The following is a 23,003-nucleotide window of genomic DNA, read 5'->3' on the forward strand; positions in this document are numbered from 1 at the left end:
GGGCCCCGCGACCTGTGCAGGTCGCGGGGCCCTTGCGCTTGCGGCCGGATCGCCCGGAACCTCAGTCGGCCCCAGGCCGACTCACCCGGCCCGATTCCATTCGCGCGTACGCAGCGGCAGCCCGGAGGTCCCGCTCTCCGGCGACTTCACGGCCAGGATCTGGTTGACCCCGATCCTGTTGTGCTCGAAGGAGAGCGCACAGGCAGCCATGTAGAGCCGCCAGACACGGGCGCGGCCAGGAGTGCTGAGCCGCACCGCCTTGCGCCAGTTCGCCTCCAGATTGGCGACCCACTGGCGCAGTGTGAGCGCGTAGTGCTCGCGGATCGACTCGACGTCACGGACCTCGAAGCCGGCTTCCTCGAGCGTGCCGACAGTACGGCCGAGCGGGGCGAGCTCACCGTCCGGGAAGACGTACCGGTCGATGAACTCGTCCACCTGGTAGGCGGATTCGTCCTTCTCGGGACGGCGGGCGATCTGGTGGTTGAGCAGCCGGCCGCCGGGCCTGAGGAGCGAGAAGAGCTGTTCGGCGTACTCGTGGTAGCGGACCTCACCGACGTGTTCGGCCATACCGATGGAGGAAATGGCGTCGTACGGACCGTCCCTGACGTCCCGGTAGTCCTGAACGCGGATCTCGATCCGGTCGGTGAGGCCCTCTTCGGCGATGCGCTTGCGGGCGAAGGCGGCTTGCTCACGGGAGAGGGTGACGCCGATGACCTGGACGCCGTACTCGCGGGCGGCATGGATGGCCATGGCGCCCCAGCCGCAGCCGACGTCGAGGAGCCGGCTCCCCTCCTTCAGGTCGAGCTTGCGGCAGATGAGGTCGAGCTTGTCGCGCTGGGCGTCCTCGAGACTGCTGTCCTCGTCCTCCCAGTACGCGCACGAGTAGACCATCGACGGCCCGAGCACCAGCGCGTAGAAGTCGTTGCCGACGTCGTAGTGGTGGCTGATGGCCCGCTTGTCGCGGAGCTTGGTGTGCAGCGGCCCCAAGCGCCGCCGGACTTCCTCGGCGGGCGGGGCGGGCGGTGGCAGCACCCCGCCGATCTTCAGCAGCCCGCGGGCGGCGGCGCGCATGCGCGGGTCGCGGACGGGGTGGACGCTGTCCGTGGACTTGTCGCCGCGCTCCCAGAGGAGCCCGGCGAGCAGGCCGAGCGCGGTGTACAGATCGCCGTCGACATCGATCTCCCCGGCCACCCAGGCCCGGACCAGCCCGAGCTCCCCGGGCCGCCACAACAGTCGGCGCAGCGCGCGCCGGTGCCGAATGACGAGTACGGGACCGCCCGGCGGCCCGGCCTCGCTGCCGTCCCAGGCCCGGATTCGGACCGGGAGCGGGTCTCCGAGCAACTCCTCGGCAAGAGTGGTCAGCCGCAGTGCGGCGTCGGCCATGGCGCACACCTCCGTGACGGTGGATCCCAGAAATGCTGCGCACCACGCGCGCTGGCTGCGCGGTGCACTCCAGGGAACAATCCGACCACCCTGCGTGCTTCCCGACATCACGCAATGCCCGAGCAAAATACCTGCATGCCACACGTACCCGTCCGGGCGACGGGAACGGGCGCGTGCGGCTGCGCCGTTGACGGAAGAAATGTGCCGGGCACGGCCGAAGGGGCCGCCCGCACCACGGATGGCGGGCGACCCCTTCGGGGCAGGACGTGCTGTGCTGCTGCGGCTAGGAGGCCTTGGCCTTCTCTGCTTCCGCCTTCTGCTCTTCGGCCTTCTCCGCTGCCGGCTTCGGAGCGGCCGCCGGAGCCGGCTTCGCCGCCTCGTAGAACTCCTCGCGCGGCGACTCCATCGCGCCGAGCGAGACGACCTCACGCTTCAGGAACATCGCCAGCGTCCAGTCCGCGAAGACACGGATCTTGCGGTTCCAGGTCGGCATCGCCATGCCGTGGTAGCCACGGTGCATGTACCAGGCGAGCCGGCCCTTGAGCTTGATCTTCACCTTGCCCATGACGATCATCGCGACGCCCTTGTGCATGCCGAGACCGGCCACCGCACCCTTGTTGGCGTGGCTGTACTCCTTCTGCGGGAAGCCCCGCATACCGGAGATGACGTTGTCGCCGAGGAGCCGCGCCTGACGCAGCGCGTGCTGGGCGTTCGGCGGGCACCAGGCGTTCTCCACGCCGGCCTTGCGGGCCGCGACGTCCGGGACCTGGGCGTTGTCGCCGGCGGCCCAGATGTAGTCGGTGCCCTGGACCTGCAGCGTCGTCGTGGTGTCGACGTGGCCGCGCGGGCCCAGCGGAAGGCCGTAGCGGGCCAGCGCCGGGTTCGGCTTCACACCGGCCGTCCACACGATGGTGCTGGAGTCGACCTCGAGACCGTTCTTCAGCACCACGTGGCCGTCCACGCAGGAGTCCATCGACGTCGAGAGGTAGATCTCGATGCCGCGGCCCTCGAGGTGCTCCTTGCCGTACTTGCCCAGCTTCGGACCGACCTCGGGAAGGATCTTGTCGGCCGCGTCGACCAGGATGAAGCGCATGTCCTCGCGCTTGACGTTCGTGTAGTACTTGGCCGCGTCGCGCGCCAGGTCCTCCACCTCGCCGATGGTCTCGGCGCCGGCGAAGCCGCCGCCCACGAAGACGAAGGTGAGCGCCTTGCGGCGGACGTCCTCATCGGTCGTCGAGTCGGCCTTGTCGAGCTGCTCGAGTACGTGGTTGCGCAGGCCGATGGCCTCTTCGATGCCCTTCATACCGATGCCCTGCTCGGCGAGGCCGGGGATCGGGAAGGTGCGGGAGATCGCGCCGAGCGCGACGACCAGGTAGTCGAAGGGCACCTCGTACGCCTCGCCGACCAGCGGCGAGATCGTGGCGACCTTGCGGTCCTGATCAATGGTGGTAACCCGACCGGTGAGCACCTCGGCCTTGGGCAGGACGCGTCGCAGCGGTACGACGACGTGCCTCGGCGAGATGCTGCCGGCGGCAGCTTCGGGGAGGAAGGGCTGGTACGTCATGTACGAGCGCGGGTCCACGACCGTGACGGTCGCTTCCGCGTAACGCATCTTCTTCAGAATGCGTCGAGCTGCGTACAGGCCTACGTACCCACCGCCTACAACGAGGATCCTGGGACGCTCCGTGGTGCTCATGCCATCGAGTATCCACCCCCCTCGGAGGGGGTGCTCGTGAGCCCCTTCACAAGCTCCTGACCCACCTCTGCTACACTGCGCCGCCCACGTGACCGAGGTCATGGCGGCGGAGGGGAACCACGGTGTAAAGGCAAACACTGTTCGCCCCCCGTGAGCTGGTCCCTAACGGGCCGCCCGGCGGTGGACCACTGCCCTGATCAACACTCCCGCAACATGCCTGGATCCGTCCCGAATGCACGCACCCGGCACGGACGGGTGGGCTGCGGGGGGCTTTCCACCCCCCCGCAGCGCCCCACAAGGACGTTTTCCTTGTGAAGAACTTCACGAAGTTCGTCGCGCCGCAGTCGCGAGACCGGTCCCTAGGCGATGGACCAGGCGATCCCGTCGAGGATGTCGTGCTCGCTGACGACCACTTCGCGCGCGCCGATCCTCTCCATGATCTCCCTCAGCACCAGCGCCCCGGCGCCGATGACATCCACGCGCCCCGGGTGCATGACCCGGTACGCGGCGCGCTGCTCGTGCGTGGAGTCCAGCAGCGTGTCGCTGATCCTCGCCACCTGCTCGTAAGGGATCCGGGCGTGGTGGATCTTCGTCGAGTCGTATGCGTCGAGACCGAGCGCGATCCCCGCGACCGTCGTCACCGATCCGGCGAGACCGACCAGGGTGCGCGCCTCCCGCAGCGGGACGGTCTCCTCCGCCAGGTCGAGCGCGGCCCGGATGTCCGCGCGGATCGCGGCGATCTCGTCGGCCGCCGGCGGATCGTTGCGGATGTGGCGCTCCGTGAGCCGTACGCAGCCGATGTCGACGGACCGCGCGGCCAGCACGTGCTCCTCGCCGACGACGAACTCGGTCGAGCCGCCGCCGATGTCCACGACCAGGCGCTCCTCGTGGCCCGGCAGGCCCCCGGTGGCGCCGGTGAAGGAGAACTCCGCCTCCTGTTCGCCGGTGATCACCTCGGGCTCGACGCCGAGGATGTCGAGGACGCCGAGGACGAACTCGTCGCGGTTCTCGGCATCACGCGAGGCGGAGGTGGCCACGAAGCGGAGCTTCTCGGCACCGTGCTCCTTGATGACGGCGGCGTACTCGCGGCAGGCCGCGAAGGTCCGCTCCAGCGCCTCGGGCGCGAGCCGTCCGGTGCGGTCCACGTCCTGACCCAGCCGGACGATGATCATTCGCCGGTCGAGGTCGACCAGCTCGCCGGTCTCGGGGTCCGCGTCGGCGACGAGGAGGCGGATGGAGTTCGTACCGCAGTCGATGGCGGCGACCCGGGTCACTCCTTGTCCCCTTCTTCACGGGGCGCGACCGCTTCACGGGGCGCGACTTCTTCACACGGCACGACACAGGGGCCCTTGCGCCACCACTCGGGGAGCATGGCGATCGCCTCGTCGCCCAGCGGGTTGACCCCGGGCCCGGCCGCGAGCGAGTGGCCGACCAGGACGTGCAGGCACTTCACCCGGTCGGGCATGCCGCCGGCGCTGGGGAAGCCCTCCAGCACCTCGATCGCGTCACGGCGCGCGATGTAGTCCTCGTGGGCGGCGCGGTACGCGGCGGCCAGCTCCGGGTCGGTCGCCAGGCGCTCGGTCATCTCCTTCATGACGCCGTTCGCCTCGAGCGTGCCGATCGCCGACGCGGCCCGCGGGCAGGTCAGGTAGTACAGCGTCGGGAACGGGGTGCCGTCGGGGAGTCGCGGAGCGGTCTCGACGACATCCGGCAGGCCGCACGGGCAGCGGTGCGCGATCGCGCGCAGACCGCGCGGCGGGCGGCCGAGCTGCTCCTTGAACGCGGCGATGTCCGCGTCGGTCGGCGGAGTGGGGTCGGTGGTGGGAGGGGGCGTTTCCATGCCTGCCTTGGTTCTACTTGGCTGCTACTTGCGGTCGGCGTTGTCGACGCCGTCCCAGACGTTCGAGTACCAGGGACGGTCCGCCGCGCCTTCGTCGGTACGGCGGTGCTCGGCGGCCTCGGGGTCGATCACCGTGTACCCAGTCTCTCCCGGAAGCACGAAGTGCAGGTGCTCGCGGGCCAGCCGCTCGATGTACCTGTCGTCCTGGAGGCGCGCCTTCTCGTCCCTGAGCCGCTCGACCTGCTGCTCGGCGTCGTCCATCCGGCGCCGCTGCTCGGCGATGTCGGCGCGCTGGGAGACGTACTGACGCATCGGGTACGCGAGGGCGACGACCAGCGAGCAGATCACCAGGGTCAGAAACGCCGCCCGGCCGGTGAGCCGGGAGCGGCGGTCCTGCCGGCGGCTCTGGGAACGGTAGACGCGGGCCGCGGTCTGCTCGCCGAGCAGCCGCAGCCTGGTCGCGGTGGAGAACCGGTCCTGGTCCCCTTTGCGTGCCATGGTCTCGCCTCCCCATTACGCGCGTACGTCCCCGGACACGGTACGGGACCGTGACCGGGGACGCTTCGCTTCGCTACGTCTTTGCCACCCATTCACTTCTCTGGATGCACAGCGCGAATGACAGGGCGTCAGCCGGTGATCAGCCCTTGAAGCGCGGGAAGGCGGAACGGCCCGCGTACACCGCGGCGTCGTCGAGGATCTCCTCGATACGCAGCAGCTGGTTGTACTTGGCGACACGCTCGGAGCGGGCCGGGGCGCCGGTCTTGATCTGGCCGCAGTTGGTGGCGACGGCCAGGTCGGCGATGGTGACGTCCTCGGTCTCGCCGGAGCGGTGGGACATCATGCACTTGAAGCCGCTGCGCTGGGCGAGCTCCACGGCGTCCAGGGTCTCGGTCAGCGAACCGATCTGGTTCACCTTGACGAGCAGGGCGTTCGCGGCGCCGTCCTCGATGCCGCGGGCCAGGCGCTCCGGGTTGGTGACGAACAGGTCGTCGCCGACGATCTGGACCTTGGTGCCCAGCTTGTCGGTGAGGACCTTCCAGCCGGCCCAGTCGTCCTCGAAGAGCGGGTCCTCGATGGAGACGAGCGGGTAGGCCGCCACGAGCTCCTCGTAGTACTCGGTCATCTCGGCGGCCGAGCGGGACTTGCCCTCGAACTCGTACAGGCCGTCCTTGTAGAACTCGGACGCGGCGACGTCGAGCGCCAGCGCGATGTCCTTGCCCGGGGCGTAACCGGCCTGCTTGATGGCCTCGAGGATGAGGTCCAGGGCGGCGCGGTTGGAGTCCAGGTTCGGCGCGAAGCCGCCCTCGTCGCCGAGGCCGGTGGAGAGGCCCTTGGTCTTCAGGACGGACTTGAGGGTGTGGTAGACCTCGGCGCCCCAGCGCAGGGCCTCGGAGAAGGACTCGGCGCCGATGGGCGCGATCATGAACTCCTGGATGTCCACGTTGGAGTCGGCGTGCGAGCCGCCGTTCAGGATGTTCATCATCGGAACGGGCAGCAGGTGCGCGTTCGGGCCGCCGAGGTAGCGGAAGAGCGGCAGGTCGGAGGCCTCGGAGGCGGCGTGCGCGACGGCGAGGGAGACGCCGAGGATGGCGTTGGCGCCGAGGGAGGACTTGTCCGGAGTGGCGTCCAGGTCGAACATCGCCTGGTCGATCAGGCGCTGCTCGGTGGCGTCGTAGCCGACGAGCTCCGGGCCGATCTGCTCGATGACGGCGAGGACGGCCTTCTCGACGCCCTTGCCCTGGTAGCGGTTCTGGTCACCGTCGCGGAGCTCAAGAGCCTCGAACGCACCGGTGGAGGCGCCGGACGGAACAGCAGCACGGCCCGTGCTGCCGTCGTCGAGGCCAACCTCGACCTCGACCGTGGGGTTGCCTCGGGAGTCCAGGATTTCCCGGGCTACGACGACGTCGATGGACGGCACGAGCATCTCCTTCTGGGATGTGACGCGAGAAGTGCAGGGTCTCTTGGCCTTGCGACATGAGCCTATCCGGCTCCACGGCATCGGCCAGCCGTTGCCCGCCCGCTGGGACGAAAAACGCCCCGAAGACTCGCGGCGCAGGACAAACAGCACGTGAACTACCTGCGGGTAACGCCACGAGGGCCCGGCACGGACCGGTAACACGGGTACCGACCGGGACAGACAGAGCCCCGGCCCGGCGCGTACGGGGGGGGAGACGCACCGGACCGGGGGGTCTGGGACCCGGGGTCAGCTCAGGTGGAGCTGCACCGGGGGGTCTGGGACCCGGGAGGTCAGCTCAGGTGGAGCTGCTGGCCCGGGAAGATCACATCGGAGTCCTTGACGATGTCCTTGTTGAGGTCGAACAGCTTCTGCCAGCCGCCCTTGACCTTCTTGGCCTCGGCGATCGTGCCAAGGGTGTCGCCGGCCTTGACCGTGTACTCGCCGTCGCCCTTCTTGAAGCCCTTGGCGGCGGGCGCGGACTTCGCCGGGGCGGCGGGGCGCTCGGAGCGCGTCGTGGGGGCATCGGCGCGCTTCGGGGCGGGCTGCGCCTGCTGCGTGGTGCCGGAGCCACCGTTGTAGGCGGCGTTCGACAGGCCGACGCCGCAGTTCGGCCAGGCACCCTTGCCCTGGCCGGCCAGGACCTTCTCGGCGACCGCTATCTGCTGCGACTTGGAGGCCTGGTCGGCGGAGGAGGCGTACGCCGTGCCGCCGTACGCGGCCCAGGTGGAGGCCGAGAACTGCAGGCCGCCGTAGAAGCCGTTGCCGGTGTTGATGGACCAGTTGCCACCGGCCTCGCACTGGGCGACCTTGTCCCACTCGGAGGCGGTCGCGGCGGAGGCGGAGGTGGCGCCCATCAGCGGGGCGGCGACAACGGCACCGGTGACACCGGCGAGCGCGGCGATGCGGGCAGTCCGATCAAGAACGGTCGGGCGGCGGTGCTTGTTCTTGCTGGAAAACAGCATGGAACGTCTCCTCACCGACGCCTACGAGGTGAGCTGTCGGGTTCGGGCCAAGTGAGTTGCCCGGCCGCGCGTCCTGCGCGCGGCTTCACCCCAAGCCGGTCCGTCGGCCGTTGCGTACTGCTCTCAACGGCCGGGCCCGGCGCTTACCTTGGGTCCCCCGCTCCTGCCTTCGGCGCTCTGTGCGAACGACTGCTCCCCCGACCGGCGGCAGGATTCGGCGTGACGGTCAGTGGTGCCCGCGGTGGCGAGCGGTTCAGACCGTAGACACAGCTCTCCCCGATGTCCAAAGACGAACATCGGGGAGAAATCGCCCATTTCGCTGCTCCGGGAACTCTCGTTTCCGCAGGTGAGAAGCGGAACAACCGGACCCGAGGGGCGAGATATGCCAGTTGGGACAAAGAGACCCATGTCTCAGTTGAACAAACTCGGACATACTCCAGCGAACTGCCGCTACTTCACGTCCAGATCGAGGCTCTGGCCAGGGAGGATGAGATCCGGATCGGCGCCGACCGTCTCGCGGTTCGCGTCGTAGATCGCGGACCAGCCACCGGGCAGCTTCTGCTCGTCGGCGATGGCCCACAGGCTGTCGCCGGGGCGGACGGTGTACTCGCCGGGCAGGGCGTCCGCGTTGTCGCTGTTGCCGGTCCTGTCGACCTCGTCACGTGTCGCACCGTCACCTCGCGAGGCATGGCGGGCATCTTCACGCGGATTGTCCGTATTGCCCGGCTCGGCCTCCTCCGGGGCGCCACGGTGCTTGCCGGTGCCGCTGTCGGCGTCGGCGTCCTGCCCGGCACCCGGGTTCGCCGGTGCGGACGGCCGGGTCGACGCCTTGGGGCTCGCCGGCGCGGAGGAGTCCGCGGACGGCTCGGCGGACGGCTCCGCGGGTCCGGAGGTCCCGGCGGAGGGCTCCGCGGACACGGCCGGCGGTGCGGGGGCGCTCCGCCCCGGCGATGGCATGGCGCCCGGGTCGACGCCGGTCGCGGCGCCGTCGTTCGTCAGCCCCGACAGCAGCGAACAGCTTGCCCACGCCTGGGGACCCTGCGCGTCGAGGACCTTCTCCGCGACCGCGATCTGCTGGGAGCGGCTCGCGAGGTCGGCGGTGGGCGCGTACGCCGTACCGCCGAAGTCCTGCCAGGTCTCCTGCGAGAGCTGCAGACCGCCGTAGAACCCGTTGCCGAGGTCGGCGCTCCACATGCCGCCGCTCTCGCACTCCGCGACGCGGTCCCACGTGGAGGCGTCGGCGGCGGAGGCCGATCCGGCGCCGAGCAGCGGGATGGCGATGGCCGATCCAGTCACCCCTGCCGCGACGACGATGGCCGGAGCCTGGCGGGGTCGGCGGTGTCGTCCGTTCCCGGAGCGCATGCGGTTGCCTTTCGCGTGACTACAGACGTGACTACAGCCATGACTGCGGATCTGGCCACAGGCCTGACCACAGATGTGACTGGTGGGACGACGGTGAAGGTAGCGGCATTCGAACGCGGGTCACAAGTCGATGCAGCGGAGATCACGTGAAAGTCACAGTCCTGACGCTTCGTCAGATCTATCGAGGTGTGAACTCAACGGGCAGAGTGCGCAATCCACGCATAATGAGCCCCCCGCGCCATCGCAAATCGGCCGGATCTCCCGCAAGCCGCAAGTCGGGCATCCTGCGGAGCAGCGTCGCCAGCGCCGTCTGCCCCTCCAGCCGGGCGAGCGGCGCACCGAGGCAGTAGTGGATGCCGTGCCCGTACCCGAGATGCTGGTTGTCGCGCCGGGAGAGGTCAAGAATGTCCGGGTCCGTGAACCGCTCCGGGTCCCGGTCGGCCGCGGCGAGTACGACGAGTACGGGATCGCCGGCGGCGATGTCCTGTCCGCCGAGGCTGAGCGGCTGTGTGGCGAACCGCCAGGTCGCGAGCTCCACCGGCCCGTCGTACCGCAGCAGTTCCTCGACACCTGTCGCGAGCAGCTCGCTCTCCCCGGCCGCGAGCGAGGCCTGGAGCCGCTCCCGCTGCGCCGGGTTGCGCAACAGCGCGTAGACGCCGTTGCCGATGAGATTGACCGTCGTCTCGAAGCCCGCGAAGAGAAGAATGAAGGCCATCGCGGCGGCCTCGTTCTCGGTGAGGTGCTCGCCGTGGTCACTGGCGCGAATGAGGCCCGAGATGAGGTCGTCGCCCGGATCTTCCCTTTTGCGGTGGATGAGTTCGGCGAGATAGCCACGCATCTTCTTCACAGAACGAGCGACACCGCCACGCGGCCCGCCGCCGTGCCGGATCATCATGCCCGCCCAGTCGCGGAAGTCGTCCTGGTCCTCGCGCGGGACTCCGAGCATGTCGCAGATGGCGTAGATGGGGAGCGGGAACGCGAACTCATGAATGAGGTCCGCCTCCCCCTTCTTCACGCTGTGCTGATTCTCGAAGATTGTGTCAATGAGACGGTCCGTCAACTCCTGCACCCGCGGCGCGAATTCGGCGACCCGGCGCGGAGTGAACGCCTTCGACACCAGCCGTCGCAACCGGGTGTGGTCGGGCGGGTCGATGTTCAGCAGATGCGTCATCAGCTCGGCCTTGCGCTCGCCCGGGATCCCCGTCTTCCCCTTGGCGTGCGCGGGCTCTGCGTGGTGCACCGGGTTCTTGGACAGCCGCTGGTCGGCGAGCGCCTGCTTGGCGTCGGCGTACCGGGTCACCAGCCATGCCTCGACCCCGCTGGGGAGCCGGGTGCGGTGCACGGGGGCGTGCTCGCGCAGCCAGGCGTAGGCGGGGTAGGGGTCGGTGGCGAACTCCCAGGTGAAGAGTTCGGGGGCAGGTGTGTTGCTCACGCCCCGACGTTATCCGGCTTCCCGTCGAGGGCCTTCCTGGCACCGGGGCACCGAAAGGTACTAACCGGCGTGGCCCTCCGCCGCGCGGATCGCATCCCGGTAGGCCCGGGCAGCGGCGCGCAGTGCGGCCTCCGGATCCGTGCCCGCCTCCTCGGCACGAGCAGCGAGGGCGAGCAGTTCGTACCCGATGCCCTCGCCGGCGGGCAGCGGCACGGTAAGTCCCGCGGTACGGACCCGGGAGGCGAGCTTCGCGGCGAGCGCGAGGCCGGGCTGGCCCAGCGGCACGCCGTCCGTGACCGAGTCGCGCTGCTTCTCGATGGCCTTCGTGCGGAGCCAGTGCTCCTTCACGTCCTCCGGCGTCTCGGCGCTCTCGTCGCCGAAGACATGTGGATGGCGGTGGATCAGCTTCTCCACGATCGTCCCGGCGACGTCGTCGATGGAGAACGGCTCGTCCTGATCCTCCTCCGCGATGCGCGCGTGGAAGACGACCTGGAGGAGTACGTCCCCGAGCTCCTCCCGCAGCTCGTCGCGGTCGCCGTCCTCGATGGCCTCGACGAGTTCGTACGCCTCCTCGATGCCGTACTTGGCGAGGCCCTTGTGGGTCTGCTGCGAGGACCACGGGCACTCGAGCCTGATCCGGTCCATGACCTGGACGAGGTCGATGAGACGGGCGCCGGGCAGGTCGTACGAGCCGGGGAGCAGCTCCAGATCCGGCATCTGCACCCGTCCGGACCCGGCCAGCCCGGCCAGCCCGTCGGTCAGAGCCCGGTCGCCCTCGCCGGACGGGACGATCACGACGGTACGGCCGCCGGCGCAGGCGTCGACGAGCTCCTGTGCGCTGGGCGCGGCGATCTCGACGTCGACACCCGCCTCGCGCAGATACGGCAGCTGCGGATGACCCTCGTCGGCGCACAGCACCCGGTCGGCTGCGTGCAGCGTCTGCCACGCGGGCCAGGACAACAGCCCGGGCGCGACGCGGTGGCTGGCGGTGAGCAGGACGATACGGCCGGAGGCAACGGGTGCTTCTGTGGTCACCCGTCGAACCTACCTCGCACTAAGCACCCGTCTCGACGGGCTGCTCCTCCTTGGTGACCTGGGTGATCCAGGGGGCCTTGTAGCTGCTGAGCTCGAGTTTCCGGTCGTCCCAGGTGCCGTAGCGCGGGTTGACGTCGATGTGCAGCGCCTTGGCGGCGGCGGTGAAGGCCTGGTTGAGCTTCTGCTGGCCCTCGGGGGTGTTCGTCGCACCGAGGGAGGTGGCGAGCTTGTTCACCAGGATGTCGCGGCGTACGACGTCATCGAGCTGGGCCGGAGCGACGCCGCGCTGCTGCAGATACATGGCGGAGAGCTGCTCCTCGCCACCGGACTGCTGGACCAGGGCGGCCCGGCCGTCCTGGACCTCCTTGCGGCTGACCTTGACGCCGGCGTCGTCGGCGGCGCGCTGGACGACCTGGTCGACGATGAGGTCGTAGAGCTTGGCGCGGCTGAGCTGCCCACTGTCCTTGATGAGCTGCGCGGACTGGGGGGAGCGCTGCTGGGCGGCGCGTACGTCCTTCACCTTCGCCTGGACGGTGGACACATCGATCCGCTCGCCACCGACGACGGCGGCGGCCCCTGGGTGCGCGTCACTGCCGCAGGCGGAGAGGAGGGGCGCGGCGGTGAGGAGCGCGGCGGAGACGATGAGCGCGGTGCGACGGCGGCGGTGCAAAGGAGCCTCCCGGCGTGATTGTGCTTCGGTGCACAAGACCCTGCGGTGATCGATGGTAGGCAGTCCCAGGGGTCTGGGCCACTGATTCGCCAAACGATTCGCCTGCGGTTGCGGATGCGCGGAGCGACGGACCGCCGCCGCTACGACTGGTGTCGCCCAAGCCCTTCAGCAAGTACCCCCTGGCCGCCTCGCCCCTGCCTCCTCGATCGGGCCGATGCGCCCCTCCACGACGGCTCGCTCAGCCTTGTCCGCGATGCGGAGGTGGAGCGGCCCCAGTCCGTTCCTGTGTCAGGTCTGAGGGACCCGCTCCGGCTCCGGCTCCTGCTCGCGCGGGACCGGATCCGGTCGCAGCATGATCGTCCGGGAGACCACAAAAGTGATCGGGATCGCCGCGCCCGCCGCTATCAGCGGCGCATAGCGGCTGCCGAAGTGCAGTACGTCCACCAGCAGATAGACGCCGGTCGTGGTGACGACGAAGTTCGCGGCGTTGGTGAGCGGGAAGAGCAGGAACTTCCGCCAGGTCGGGCGGGTCCTGTAGGTGAAGTACGAGGTCAGGAAGAAGGATCCGACCATGCTGAGCGCGAAGGCGATGACATGCGCCGCGACATACGGCAGCCAGGTCAGCAGGGCCAGATACATCCCGTAGTACGTCCCGGTGTTCACCACCCCTACCAGGGCGAATCTGACCATCTGGACCCGGACTGTCATCGTCTTACGAGCTCCCCCGTGCGTGTACGCCGTTCTCCTTCCTGCTGGTGCGGAAGGTCGGCGTCGGTGGCCTTCACCAGGAAGTGCGGTCGCCGCTTCACCTCGTAGTAGATACGGCCGACGTACTCGCCGACCACCCCCAGCATCAGCATCTGTACGCCGGCGAGTGCGGTGACCGCCACCAGAAGGGTGACATACCCGGGAGTGTCCACGCCGTTCACCAGGGCGACACCGACAATCCAGGCGGCATAGGCCATGGCGAGCGTGACAAGCAGAAGTCCGAGATAGACCGCGGCCCGCAACGGCTTGTTGTTGAAAGAGAGCAGTCCGTCGAGGCCGTAGTTGAGCAGTTTTCCGAAACTCCATTTGGAGCGGCCCTGCTCACGCAGCGCATTCTCGTACTCGAAGGTCGTGGTGCGGAATCCGACCCAGGCGAAGAGACCCTTGGAGAACCGGTTGTACTCGGTGAGTTCGAGGACCGCGTCCACGGTACGGCGCGACAGCAGCCGGAAATCGCCCACGCCGTCGACCAGTTCCACGTCGACGAGGCGGTTGATCAGCCAGTAGTAGGCGCGGGCGGTGACGGTGCGGGTGACCCGGTCGCCCTTGCGGGTGCGCCGGGCGATGACCTGGTCGAAGCCCTCCTGGTGCAGCTGCAGCATGCGCCGGACCAGCTCCGGCGGGTGCTGGAGGTCGGCATCCATGATGACGACCGCGTCGCCCTCGGCATGCTGGAGGCCGGCGAGCATCGCCGCTTCCTTGCCGAAGTTTCGACTGAAGGAGACATAGCGGGCACGAGGGTCGGCCGCGGCGATCTCCTCGAGGAGAGGGAGCGTACGGTCCTGGCTTCCGTCGTCCACATAGACCAACTCGAATTCCTGCCCGAGCAGGGAGATTTCCGCGGTCACATGTTCATGGAAGCGGCCGATGATCTCCTCTTCGTTGAAGCACGGAACAACTATCGAGATCAGCACGGAAGAACAACATCCCACCCGAATGTCCCGTGCGGATTCCCTACATGTCGCGTAGGCGACCATTCCGTGAACTGGGCTTCCCGCGGGATGTTTTCACGATCGGCGCTGGCATATTCGAGGAATCATGTCGACTCTGCAATCCGCGCGCGGCCGCGCCGCCGCCCTCGCCGCACTGATCACCGCGGGGGCCGTGTGCGCCGGTGACGCCGTCGCCCGCAGCTTCCCCTTCGGACCGCACACCCGCAGCGTGAACGACCTCGGCAATCAGTTTGTGCCGTTCCATGCGCATCTGTGGGATCTGCTGCACGGCCGGGCGGACGGCGGACTGCTGCTCAACTGGCAGTCCGGTTACGGAACCAGCTTTCTGCCCGACCTCGGGACCTATCTGACCAGCCCGTTCTCGATGCTGGTCGGGCTCTTCCCGCGGGACGGGATCGATCTCGCCGTCTATGTGGTCACGCTGCTGAAGATGGCGACCGCTGCCGCGGCCATGACGTGGCTGCTGCTGTCGCTGCGCAAGGACACGGGCGGGCGCTGGTGGATGGCGGCGGTGCTCGGCGCCTCGTACGCGCTGTGCGGCTGGTCGGTCGTCGAGGCCTCGTACAACCCGATGTGGATGGACGGCCTCGTCGCCTTCCCGCTGCTGTGCCTGGTCGGCGAGTGGGCGTGCACGGCACGCCGGCCGGTGCTCGGCCCCGTGGTCGTCGCGGTGGCGTGGATCGCCAACTTCTACACCGCCTACATGGCGACCATCGGGGCCGCGCTGGTGCTTCTCGTGCGGCTGGAGGAGACGGCGGCAGGCGACCGGCTGCGGGCGCTGCTGCGGGCCGCCCGGGCCGTACTGCTCGGCATCGCGCTGGCCGCGCCCGTACTGATCCCCGTCTTTCTCGGCTCCAAGCACGCCTATCCGGGGTGGACGAAGGAGTTCGCACCGGCCGGCTGGGCCGATGTGTTCGCCCGTACGCTGCCGGCGACGTACAGCTTCTTCACGCCCGCGGTCTTCCTCGGCAGCGGTGCGCTGCTGCTGGCCGCCGCGCTCGCCTTCAACAGCGCGGTGCCGCGCCGTGAGCGGTGGGTGTGGACGGGGCTGGCGGCGGCCGTCGCCGTATCGCTGCAGTGGGGGCCGACACACCTGGTGTGGCATGTTTTCGCGACGCCCAACGGCAGCCCGTACCGGCAGACTTTCGTCTTCGCCGGGATCCTGGTGATCGCCGGCTGGATCTGCCTCTCGCACGGCTGGCCGGGGCGGCGCGCCCTGCTCGGCGGCGGGGCTGTGGTGGCGGTGATCGCGCTCGGGGCCTCCTTCAGCGACCTGGTCACCGCCTGGACGTTCCCGCTGTTCGCGGCCGGGATCGCGGCGGTCCTGGCCGGTCTGGTGCTGGCCAGGCGCGGAAAGTACGCCGTGCTGGCCGCACTGCTGCTCAGCGGCGCGCTGGTCGGGCAGGCCGCGGCGACCACCGCGTACGCCGACCGGCAGCGGCTCGGCAGGCTCGACGACTATCCGGCCTGGGGCGAGCCGCAGAGCGAGCGGGCCGCAGCGGTGGCAAAGGCCGACGGCTGGCCCGGCTACCGCACCGATCCGGGCCGCGACCAGATCACCGGGAACGATCCGATCCTGCTGGGCGGCCAGGGCGGCTCGTACTACAGCAGCCACACACCCGATGTGTACACACGCACACTGGCCGCGCTCGGCGCGGGCTGGACGTCCAACGGCCGCAGTGTGCAGTCCCTGGACAACCCGGTCACCGACGCGATCTTCTCCGTCGGTGCGCGGGTCCGCACCAGGCAGGGACAGCACCCGGAGGTGACCCGGTCGGCGACCGGGCCGCTGCTGACCGTACGGCCGCCGGGGCCCCAACCGCGGTACGGCGACTCGCCGTTCCGCAACCAGGAGATGATGCTCGGCGCGCAGGTCTACAGCTCCCCGGTCGCGGGCGCCTGTCCGGTCGGCAGCGAGGTCTTCCTCTGGGCGCCGGACTTCACCGGGACCGCCGGACTCGGCGGCGGAAAGCCGGTGAAACTGCGCGGCGGGCAGCCCAAGCGGCGTGCCGCACTGACCCCGCTCGGGACGGTCACCGCGCCGGACACCACGATCGGCTACGGCCGCGCGGCACCGCGCCGGGCGAGCGTCGGCTGTCTGGACCGGGCGAAGCTCGCCGCGGCCGTGGACCGGCTGAAGTCGACGGGCGCGGTGTCCGTCAAGGTCACCGACAGCGGTGTACGGGCCCAGCTCCCGCCCGGCACACGGGGGACGGCGGTCCTCGCCGCGCCCCGGATCGCGGGCTGGAGCTGCGACGGCAGGCCCGCGGACACCTACCTGGGTCTCGTCGCCGTTCCTCTGGACGGAAAGTCGACGAGCGTGGACTGCTCCTTCCGGCCGCCCGGCCTGAAGGCCGGTGCGGCGATCGGGGCGGCAGGCCTGCTGGCGCTCGGAGTGCTCGCTCTGCTGCCGCTGCTGCGGTCACGTCTCCGGCGCCGCAACGGCCGTGTGCAAGGGGACGCCCGGATGTGACCGACCGGCCCGGTCAGCCGCTGTGGAACTGCCGCTGCCGGTCGAGCGCACGACGCAGCTCGACCGGCAGCTGGTGGTAGGGCCCGTACGCCCGTTCCGCGTCGTACAGCAGGCCCTGCAGCTGCTGCCGCGCCGCCGTATGGTCGCCGACCGCGAGCAGCAGATGGCCGATGCGGTGGCGGACGTCGAAGGCGCGGGCCGGGTCGGGGGCCTGAGGGTTCTCGTAGTACGGCAGCACTGCCCGGTACTCCGCGAGCGCGGCGGCCGGCTCGCCCAGCTGCTCCAGGCACTGGGCGGCGTCGTAGCGGAACTGCAGCGTCTGCGGATCGGCCGGGCCCGCCTCGGCGGCCCGGTCGTCGGCCAGCCGCCGCAGCTCAGGGAGCGCACGGCGGTACTGCCCGTCGTCCATCAGCGTCGTGGCGTACTGCTTGCGCAGGATCCGTACGACCGGCGAGTGCTCGCCGTGCTCGGCGGCGGCCGCCGGGAGGATCCCGCCGAGGATGTCGACGGCCTGGGTGATGCTGCCCTCGCCGAGGAGGCGCTTGACCTCGTCGACTGCGGCCGCCACATCCGGCCGGGGCGCCACCGGGGCGGCGGAGCGGGAGTCCGGGGGCGGGCTGGTGACCCGGTCCGGCCACGGCGCGTGCGGGCGCAGGAAGGGGCGGGTCGGGTCGAGCGGACCGCCGGGCGCACCGCGGCTGGGCAGCAGCGGCGCGAGCGTCTCGTAGACATCCTGTGCACCGGACGGACGGTGCTGCGGGTCCTTGGCGAGCAGGCGCAGCACGAGCGCTTCGAGCGGCTCGGGTATCTCGGGGCGCAGCTGGCGGACCGGGAGCGGCGGCTCGTAGAGATGGCGGTGCAGCACGCCGAGGGCGGTGGAGCCCGCGAACGGGACGTTGCCGCTGAGGAGTTCGTGCAGCAGCACACCGAGGGCATAGAGATCGGTGTACGGGCCGACCGCGCCGCCCATCGCCTGCTCGGGGGCCATATAGGCGGGACTGCCGATGGGCGATCCGGTGTGGGTGAGGCGGGTGGTGTCGGTGTCGATGACGGAGGCGACACCGAGGTCGAGAACGGTGACCGTGCCGTCGGGCTTCACCATCACATTCCGAGGCTTGAGGTCGCGGTGCACGATCGGCACGGCGTGCACGGCGGCGAGCACGGCACAGAGCTGGGCGGCGACCGAGACGGCCCACGGCCAGGGGTACGGCTCGTGCTCGGCGAGATGATCGGCGAGGTCCGCGCCCTCGACGTACTGCATGACGAGATAGAGGTCGTCGTCGTCGCTGCCCGCGTCATGAACGGTGACCAGGCCGGGATGGGAGACCTGCGCGGTGACCCGGCACTCGCGGACGAAGCGGCGGCGCATCTCGTCGGCGGCGGTGGCCGCGGCCATGTGGTCGGGGCGGAGCAGCTTGACGGCGACGCGGCGGTCGAGGCGGCCGTCGTACGCCGTCCAGACCTGTCCCATGCCGCCCTGGCCGATGACGGCCGAGAGCTCGTAACGGCCCGCGATGACGCGTCCGTTCACCGGCCCTGCTCCCGGCCCTGCTCCTTGCGGAGGTAGTCGCTGAGCTCGTCGAGCTCGGCGCGGACCTGGTCGATACGGGGTTTGTCGGGCTGAGGCTGTTGTGGTGGGACGGGCGGGTAGCCGGAGGTGGAACTCTGGGACGCGTGAGGCATCTGCGTCGGCTGGGGCGGCAGGCCGTACGGGGCGGTCGGCGCGGCGTACGGGGCGGTCCGGGCGGCGTACGGCGGGGGCGGCGGGCCCCAGGTCGCCCTGGGCTCCTGGTAGTGACGGATGTCGGCCACCAGATAGTGCGTGGGCACCCCGATGGCGAGCCCGAGCAGAAGCGGCAGGAACACATAGTCGAGGGCGGTCATCTCGTCCTGCTTGGCCGCATCGGTCTCGGCCTCGGAACCGAATTCGCCGATGACGACGAACGCGGTGATCGCGAGGGCGAGGCTGACCCAGAACAGCAGCCAGTCGAGCCGTCGGCGGCGCATGATCGCTATTCGCAGCATCGTGCCCCAGGCGAGCATGCCGAAGCTGAGCAGCGCGAGCGCCACGAAGAGCACGCGCATGGCGACGAGCAGCGCGGTGGGCGGTCGCTTGGGCTGCGGCGGCGCATAGCCGTGGCCGTGCATTACTGCTCCTGATGGCCTGGGGACGAGGCAGATGGGGACGAGCGTATACATCGACACGGACAACGGGTCCCGGGTTGTACGGACCCGTTGTCCGATGCGTCACGCTCCGGCTCTCACTCCGGCGTGACCGAGCCGTCGGTCAGCCCGTCGTACAGCCCCTGGACGAGCTGCTCGCCGAGCCGCCCGGCCTGCCTGAGCGCGTCCTCGAATTCGGCGAGCGCGCGGAAGCGTTCGCCGTAGCGCCGCTGATCGTCGAGCGGCAGCCGGGGCAACTGGAGTCGGCGCACATCGAGCCGGGTCGCCGTGGAGGCGTAGCTGCTGGCCTGCCGGTTGTTGGCGGTGCCACGCAGGAAACCGGCGAGGAACCAGGGGTCGAGCGCGGCCGGATCGGGGTGCAGCAGCTGGAGATTGCGGCCCAGGGCCGCTCCTGCGGTGGCCTCGTCGATGACGCGGACGATGGATCCGCCGCCGAGCACGGGCACGACGACATCGCCCACTTCGACGCGCACGGGCTCCTCGTCGGGGCCTTCGGGAAGCATGCCCGAGGGCGCGGTGCCGGAGAGCACGTCCTGTTCGGTGAGTACGGGCTCGGGCTCGGTGCCCGTACCGCCCGTACTGCCCGTTCCGCCAGTGCCGCCCGTTCCGCCAGTGCCGCCCGTTCCGCCCGCGCTGATCACCAGCGCTCCCGCGCGGGCCAGTTCGCCGACGGTCGTGGCGGGCCAGGGGGCGGGCTGCGCCTGCCCGGCGGGCGCCGGGGTGAGCTCCCCGGTCAGCCGCAGGGTCTCGGCGAGCCGGTCCCGTACGCGCAGCAGCTCGTCCGCACCGCCGCCCGCGGCGGGGGGCGGCAGGTGCCGGGCGGGCGCCAGGTCCACGTCGTCGTCGAGGAGTTCGATGACGGGAACCGAGCGGCTGACGCCCGGCTGCTCCTCGACCGTGCCGTGCTTCTCGAAGGGCTGCCAGGCGTCGAGTACGGCGCTGTGGACGGCCTGCCAGTCGAGCTTGTCGCGGCCGCCGCCCGCCCCGGCGAGCTCCGCGGTGTCCACGAACAGCAGCTCGGGCGGGGCCGCCCGGCCCGGGTCCGGCTTGCGCAGCACCCAGATGTGCAGGGGGATGCCGTACGGGGGCGCGGCGCCGGCGGGCAGGGCGACGACGGCCCGCAGCGCACCGCGGCGCAGCAGCCCGGCGCGGATACGGCGGCCGGAGCGGCGGGACGCGGCGGCGGGCGGCATCAGCAGGACGGCGGCGCCGCCGGGGCGCAGCCGGGCGAGCGCGTGCTGGACCCAGGCCAGTTCGGACTCGGTACGGGCCGGGAAGCCGTACTCCCAGCGGGGGTCGTAGGCGAGTTCGTCGTGGCCCCAGTTGCGCTCGTTGAACGGCGGGTGGCAGAGCACAGCGTCGAACGCGGGCTTCGGGAACGCGTCACCGCGCAGGGTGTCGCCCGCGCGGGCGCGCACCGTGGCGTCGGAGTGCAGGGCGAGGCGCAGACCGGTGAGCGCGGCGAGGTTCGGGTCGGCGTCCTGTGCATACAGGGCGGTGGGGCGTTCGACGGCGCGCAGCAGCGTGCCGGTGCCGGAGGCGGGATCGAGCACGGCGCGGGCGCCGGCCCCGGCAAGCGCGGCCATGAGCGCGGCGGGCCCGGGCGGGGTGAGGGTGTACTGCCGGGGGTTGGCATCCAGGTACCGCCCGAGCAGAAACTCGAAGGCCTGGCGTGCGCCGAGTTCGGCAGCCAGCTCGGCGACACCGCGCAGGAGAGGGACGGATGCCGGCAGCGAGGCTTCCGGTCCGGACGAGGAGCCCGCGGCCTCTGTGAACAGTTCCGGGCGCGTCACCGAGCCCGGGTGCGCTGTGAACACAGCCGTGAAGAGCCCCACCGCATCCTCGCCGAAGCGCGCTGTGAGCACCTGCTCCAGCGCGCCGGGCAGCAGCTCCGCGAGCCGCTGGTCCGAGACCGCCGTCAGCTCCAGCCAGGCCGGGTGACGGTCCCTCACGAGCAGCAGTGTGCAGCCCGCCTGCACCAACGCCGGTACCGGGCCCGCGAGATGGCCCGACAGCTGTTGCCAAACCCTTTCGCGGAGCGGGACTTCGGCGAGTTTCCCCTGGTGGCGGAGCCATTGCTCGACCTCGGTGAGCGCGAAAGACGGGCTCGCCTCCGTGCCGCCGACCGGCTTCGGGAAGTCGGCGTGACGGCGCCGCCAGTTGCTGACCGCGGCGCGTCCGACTCCCGCCAGCCGGGCGATATCGGCCGCCGTCACCTCGCTCGATTTCTCCGGCACCTGGCTGACTCCCTCGTAAGCGCTGATCCGCACCTGCCTGTTGTGTCGCCGAGCATAGCGGCGCACCTAGGAGAAACCTCTTCACAGCGTGAGCAAATCACGATTCCGTGAACCTCGTTGACTCGGTTCACAGCGTCTGCTCTTATTGACCCGGCCGCCGCACGGCGCGCTGAACGGGGCTCACCACAAGGTCCCGACCACACTCCACGTCCGGGAGGGCATCCATGTCCCACTCCACGCAGCAGCCCCAGTACGACCCGCAGCAGCCGCCCGCCGCGGGCCCCTACGCCCCGGCCCCGCAGCAGCTGCGCAACGGGCTCGGCACGGCCGCACTGGTGCTCGGGATCATCGGCACCATCTCCGGCCTGATCCCCTTCTTCTTCTGGCTGGCCGGCATCCTCGGCCTGATCGCCCTGATCCTGGGCCTGTCGGGCCGCGGCCGGGTCAAGCGCGGCGAGGCCGCCAACAAGGGCGTGACCACCACCGGCGCCATCCTCGGACTGGTCGCGCTGATCCTCTCGATCGTCGGCGCGGTGATCACGTTCAAGGCCGTGGGCGACGCGGTGGACGAGATCAACAAGGCCACCTCGGGCACCACGGCGTCGAAGGCGCCGGCCGCCGGGAAGGGCGACAAAGGCAAGGGCGGCACGGCCGACAAGGCCAAGAGCGACGACAAGACCGACTCGGCCGACACCCTCGCCGCGGGCGACACGTCCATCTACGACGACGACCTCAAGGTCACCGTCTCCGCACCCAAGGACTTCACCCCCAGCGAGTTCGCCGCCGGGCACACCAAGGGCCACAAGGCCTACGTGGTGACCGTCGTCATCGAGAACGCCGGCAAGGAGAAGTTCGACGCTGCCCTGCTGACCGCCGAGGCCCGCGCAGGCAAGGACGGCGTCAAGGCCGAGCAGATCTTCGACGAAGGGGTCGGCGACGGCTTCAGCGGCAAGATCCTGCCCGGAAAGAAGACCACGGTGAAGTACGCCTTCGACGCCCCGGCCGACGCCAAGATCCTCACGGTCGAGGTCAGCCCCGGCATCTCGTACGACGCCTCGCAGTGGGAGCTCAAGCTCTGACCCGCCGCCGCCCCTCGGGCGAAGAGGCCGCCTCCGGGGCGGCCTCTTCTCGTTCCCCCGGCACGTCCTGGTTCAGCCGCCGCACTGCGCCAGCATCGTCTGCTTGTCCGCCGCGGTCACGGGCAGTTCGTACTTGAGGGACACCTGCGAGAAGCGCACCGAGTACGAGCAGCGGATCTGTTTGTTCGGCGGGAGCCAGGATGCCGGGCCCGAGTCGCTCTTGGAGCCGTTGGTCGAGCCCGATACCGGCAGAAGGTTCAAGGGATCGTTTGCTATCTGCTCGCGTTTGTCCTTTGGCCACCGCGAGGCACCCATCTGCCAGTCGTAGGACAACGGCATCACGTGGTCGATTTGCACCTTGGTCGCCTGCGCTTTGCGCCACTCGATCGTCGTGCCGGTATACGGATCGTCCAAGGTCATGGAGACGACGACGCAGTCGGAACCGTCCCGGAAGCGGAGGTCTTGACCATCGCGTTTTATAAGATCATTTCGAGTGTCGCAGCCATTGTGCGCAAGCGGGACACCGTCGGCCGAGTCCATCCAGGCGTAGCCGAAGCGGTCCCGGGCGTAACCGGTCTTCGGGCCCCGGCCTTTGGTGGACACCTTCCCTATCAGCCGACGGGCGGCCGCCCTGTCCTGCTCGGAGGTGAGAGGGGCGAGGCCCGGCTTTGTCCCCTCGGGGTTGGCGAGCGGGCTGGTGCCGACGCCCGAGCCTCCTGCGGAGGGCGCGGATGCGGAGTCCGAGGGCTTGGCGTCCCCGGTGAGCCCGCCTCCTTCGCAGCCTGCGAGCAGTGTCCCTGCGACGACAGCCGTCAGTCCGCCTGCGAGCACGCGCGATATTCGAACCCCGAGTCTTTTCACGCTCGCACCCTACTCAAGTCCTGCACGAGGCAAGGCAGTTCGGGAGCATTGTGGAGGGTATGTTCGCTATCCACCACTATGGAACGTTCCGCGACGCGCTTCGACGCGCGG

At 70.0% G+C, this 23,003-nt stretch carries 19 protein-coding genes and 1 riboswitch; of the genes, 2 read left to right on the top strand and 17 right to left on the bottom strand.

Annotated features, from left to right (window positions below; translation table 11 throughout):
- Positions 1–81: 81 nt before the first annotated feature.
- The 13 genes from OG735_RS17155 to OG735_RS17215 form a co-directional block, all read right to left on the bottom strand.
- A complete protein-coding gene (locus OG735_RS17155) occupies positions 82–1,383 on the bottom strand; it encodes a cyclopropane-fatty-acyl-phospholipid synthase family protein (protein WP_327324046.1) in 1,302 nt (433 codons plus the stop codon).
- Between the two features lie 283 nt (positions 1,384–1,666).
- Positions 1,667–3,079, bottom strand: coding sequence for an NAD(P)/FAD-dependent oxidoreductase (locus tag OG735_RS17160; RefSeq protein ID WP_327324047.1), 1,413 nt, complete (start codon positions 3,077–3,079; stop codon positions 1,667–1,669).
- A 359-nt stretch (positions 3,080–3,438) separates the two neighbouring features.
- Positions 3,439–4,353: a Ppx/GppA phosphatase family protein gene (locus OG735_RS17165; protein ID WP_327324048.1), complete on the bottom strand. Its 915-nt coding sequence runs from the start codon at positions 4,351–4,353 to the stop codon at positions 3,439–3,441.
- Positions 4,350–4,919: a DUF501 domain-containing protein gene (locus OG735_RS17170; RefSeq protein WP_327324049.1), complete on the bottom strand. Its 570-nt coding sequence runs from the start codon at positions 4,917–4,919 to the stop codon at positions 4,350–4,352. Before OG735_RS17170 ends, OG735_RS17165 begins: the two co-directional genes overlap by 4 nt.
- Before the next feature lie 24 nt (positions 4,920–4,943).
- Positions 4,944–5,417 carry an FtsB family cell division protein gene (locus OG735_RS17175; RefSeq protein WP_327324050.1) on the bottom strand — a complete coding sequence of 158 codons (474 nt, stop codon included), beginning with the start codon at positions 5,415–5,417 and terminating at the stop codon, positions 4,944–4,946.
- Between the two features lie 139 nt (positions 5,418–5,556).
- Entirely contained in the window at positions 5,557–6,843 is a 1,287-nt protein-coding gene (eno, locus tag OG735_RS17180; protein ID WP_327324051.1) for a phosphopyruvate hydratase, read from the bottom strand.
- Between the two features lie 323 nt (positions 6,844–7,166).
- Positions 7,167–7,838: a transglycosylase family protein gene (locus OG735_RS17185; protein WP_327324052.1), complete on the bottom strand. Its 672-nt coding sequence runs from the start codon at positions 7,836–7,838 to the stop codon at positions 7,167–7,169.
- Positions 7,839–7,841: 3 nt separating this feature from the next.
- Positions 7,842–8,023, bottom strand: a riboswitch (cyclic di-AMP (ydaO/yuaA leader).
- Positions 8,024–8,288: 265 nt separating this feature from the next.
- A complete protein-coding gene (locus tag OG735_RS17190) occupies positions 8,289–9,200 on the bottom strand; it encodes a transglycosylase family protein (protein ID WP_327324053.1) in 912 nt (303 codons plus the stop codon).
- A 178-nt stretch (positions 9,201–9,378) separates the two neighbouring features.
- Positions 9,379–10,632 (bottom strand): cytochrome P450 family protein, encoded by a 1,254-nt coding sequence (locus OG735_RS17195; RefSeq protein ID WP_327324054.1) that lies wholly within the window; start codon positions 10,630–10,632, stop codon positions 9,379–9,381.
- A 60-nt stretch (positions 10,633–10,692) separates the two neighbouring features.
- Positions 10,693–11,667 carry a nucleoside triphosphate pyrophosphohydrolase gene (locus tag OG735_RS17200; protein WP_327324056.1) on the bottom strand — a complete coding sequence of 325 codons (975 nt, stop codon included), beginning with the start codon at positions 11,665–11,667 and terminating at the stop codon, positions 10,693–10,695.
- Between the two features lie 19 nt (positions 11,668–11,686).
- The gene (locus OG735_RS17205; RefSeq protein WP_327324057.1) at positions 11,687–12,337 is read right to left on the bottom strand and encodes a SurA N-terminal domain-containing protein; all 651 of its coding nucleotides are present in this window, start codon (positions 12,335–12,337) and stop codon (positions 11,687–11,689) included.
- Positions 12,338–12,625: 288 nt separating this feature from the next.
- Complete coding sequence (locus OG735_RS17210) at positions 12,626–13,045, bottom strand: GtrA family protein (protein ID WP_327324058.1); 420 nt, start codon at positions 13,043–13,045, stop codon at positions 12,626–12,628.
- Complete coding sequence (locus OG735_RS17215) at positions 13,042–14,019, bottom strand: glycosyltransferase family 2 protein (protein ID WP_327324059.1); 978 nt, start codon at positions 14,017–14,019, stop codon at positions 13,042–13,044. The genes OG735_RS17210 and OG735_RS17215 overlap by 4 nt, the downstream gene beginning before the upstream one ends.
- A 124-nt stretch (positions 14,020–14,143) precedes the next feature.
- Here OG735_RS17215 and OG735_RS17220 point away from each other — a divergent pair, with 124 nt between their 5' ends.
- Positions 14,144–16,531, top strand: a complete 2,388-nt coding sequence (locus OG735_RS17220; RefSeq protein WP_327324060.1) for a YfhO family protein — start codon at positions 14,144–14,146, stop codon at positions 16,529–16,531.
- Positions 16,532–16,544: 13 nt separating this feature from the next.
- Here the strand turns inward: OG735_RS17220 and OG735_RS17225 are convergent, their stop codons facing one another.
- The 3 genes from OG735_RS17225 to OG735_RS17235 form a co-directional block, all read right to left on the bottom strand.
- The gene (locus OG735_RS17225) at positions 16,545–18,062 is read right to left on the bottom strand and encodes a serine/threonine-protein kinase (RefSeq protein ID WP_327324061.1); all 1,518 of its coding nucleotides are present in this window, start codon (positions 18,060–18,062) and stop codon (positions 16,545–16,547) included.
- A complete protein-coding gene (locus tag OG735_RS17230) occupies positions 18,059–18,679 on the bottom strand; it encodes a hypothetical protein (RefSeq protein WP_327324062.1) in 621 nt (206 codons plus the stop codon). The genes OG735_RS17225 and OG735_RS17230 overlap by 4 nt, the downstream gene beginning before the upstream one ends.
- A gap of 113 nt (positions 18,680–18,792) precedes the next feature.
- A complete protein-coding gene (locus OG735_RS17235; RefSeq protein ID WP_327324063.1) occupies positions 18,793–20,952 on the bottom strand; it encodes an N-6 DNA methylase in 2,160 nt (719 codons plus the stop codon).
- 224 nt (positions 20,953–21,176) lie between these two features.
- Between OG735_RS17235 and OG735_RS17240 the strand changes: the two genes are divergently transcribed.
- Positions 21,177–22,031 (top strand): DUF4352 domain-containing protein, encoded by an 855-nt coding sequence (locus OG735_RS17240; protein ID WP_327324064.1) that lies wholly within the window; start codon positions 21,177–21,179, stop codon positions 22,029–22,031.
- 72 nt (positions 22,032–22,103) lie between these two features.
- Here OG735_RS17240 and OG735_RS17245 read toward each other — a convergent pair whose 3' ends face one another.
- Entirely contained in the window at positions 22,104–22,871 is a 768-nt protein-coding gene (locus OG735_RS17245; RefSeq protein WP_327328354.1) for an HNH endonuclease family protein, read from the bottom strand.
- Between the last annotated feature and the right edge of the window lie 132 nt (positions 22,872–23,003).

Origin of the sequence: Streptomyces sp. NBC_01210 (assembly GCF_036010325.1) — a bacterium.
Classification (GTDB): Bacteria; Actinomycetota; Actinomycetes; order Streptomycetales; family Streptomycetaceae; genus Streptomyces.

What these genes read in the sequence shown, in the direction of transcription:
- OG735_RS17155 (WP_327324046.1), bottom strand. Translation starts at nt 1,383, where the DNA reads ATGGCCGACGCCGCACTGCGGCTGACCACTCTTGCCGAGGAGTTGCTC.
- OG735_RS17160 (WP_327324047.1), bottom strand. Translation starts at nt 3,079, where the DNA reads ATGAGCACCACGGAGCGTCCCAGGATCCTCGTTGTAGGCGGTGGGTAC.
- OG735_RS17170 (WP_327324049.1), bottom strand. Translation starts at nt 4,919, where the DNA reads ATGGAAACGCCCCCTCCCACCACCGACCCCACTCCGCCGACCGACGCG.
- OG735_RS17175 (WP_327324050.1), bottom strand. Translation starts at nt 5,417, where the DNA reads ATGGCACGCAAAGGGGACCAGGACCGGTTCTCCACCGCGACCAGGCTG.
- eno (WP_327324051.1), bottom strand. Translation starts at nt 6,843, where the DNA reads ATGCTCGTGCCGTCCATCGACGTCGTCGTAGCCCGGGAAATCCTGGAC.
- OG735_RS17185 (WP_327324052.1), bottom strand. Translation starts at nt 7,838, where the DNA reads ATGCTGTTTTCCAGCAAGAACAAGCACCGCCGCCCGACCGTTCTTGAT.
- OG735_RS17190 (WP_327324053.1), bottom strand. Translation starts at nt 9,200, where the DNA reads ATGCGCTCCGGGAACGGACGACACCGCCGACCCCGCCAGGCTCCGGCC.
- OG735_RS17210 (WP_327324058.1), bottom strand. Translation starts at nt 13,045, where the DNA reads ATGACAGTCCGGGTCCAGATGGTCAGATTCGCCCTGGTAGGGGTGGTG.
- OG735_RS17220 (WP_327324060.1), top strand. Translation starts at nt 14,144, where the DNA reads ATGTCGACTCTGCAATCCGCGCGCGGCCGCGCCGCCGCCCTCGCCGCA.
- OG735_RS17230 (WP_327324062.1), bottom strand. Translation starts at nt 18,679, where the DNA reads ATGCACGGCCACGGCTATGCGCCGCCGCAGCCCAAGCGACCGCCCACC.
- OG735_RS17240 (WP_327324064.1), top strand. Translation starts at nt 21,177, where the DNA reads ATGTCCCACTCCACGCAGCAGCCCCAGTACGACCCGCAGCAGCCGCCC.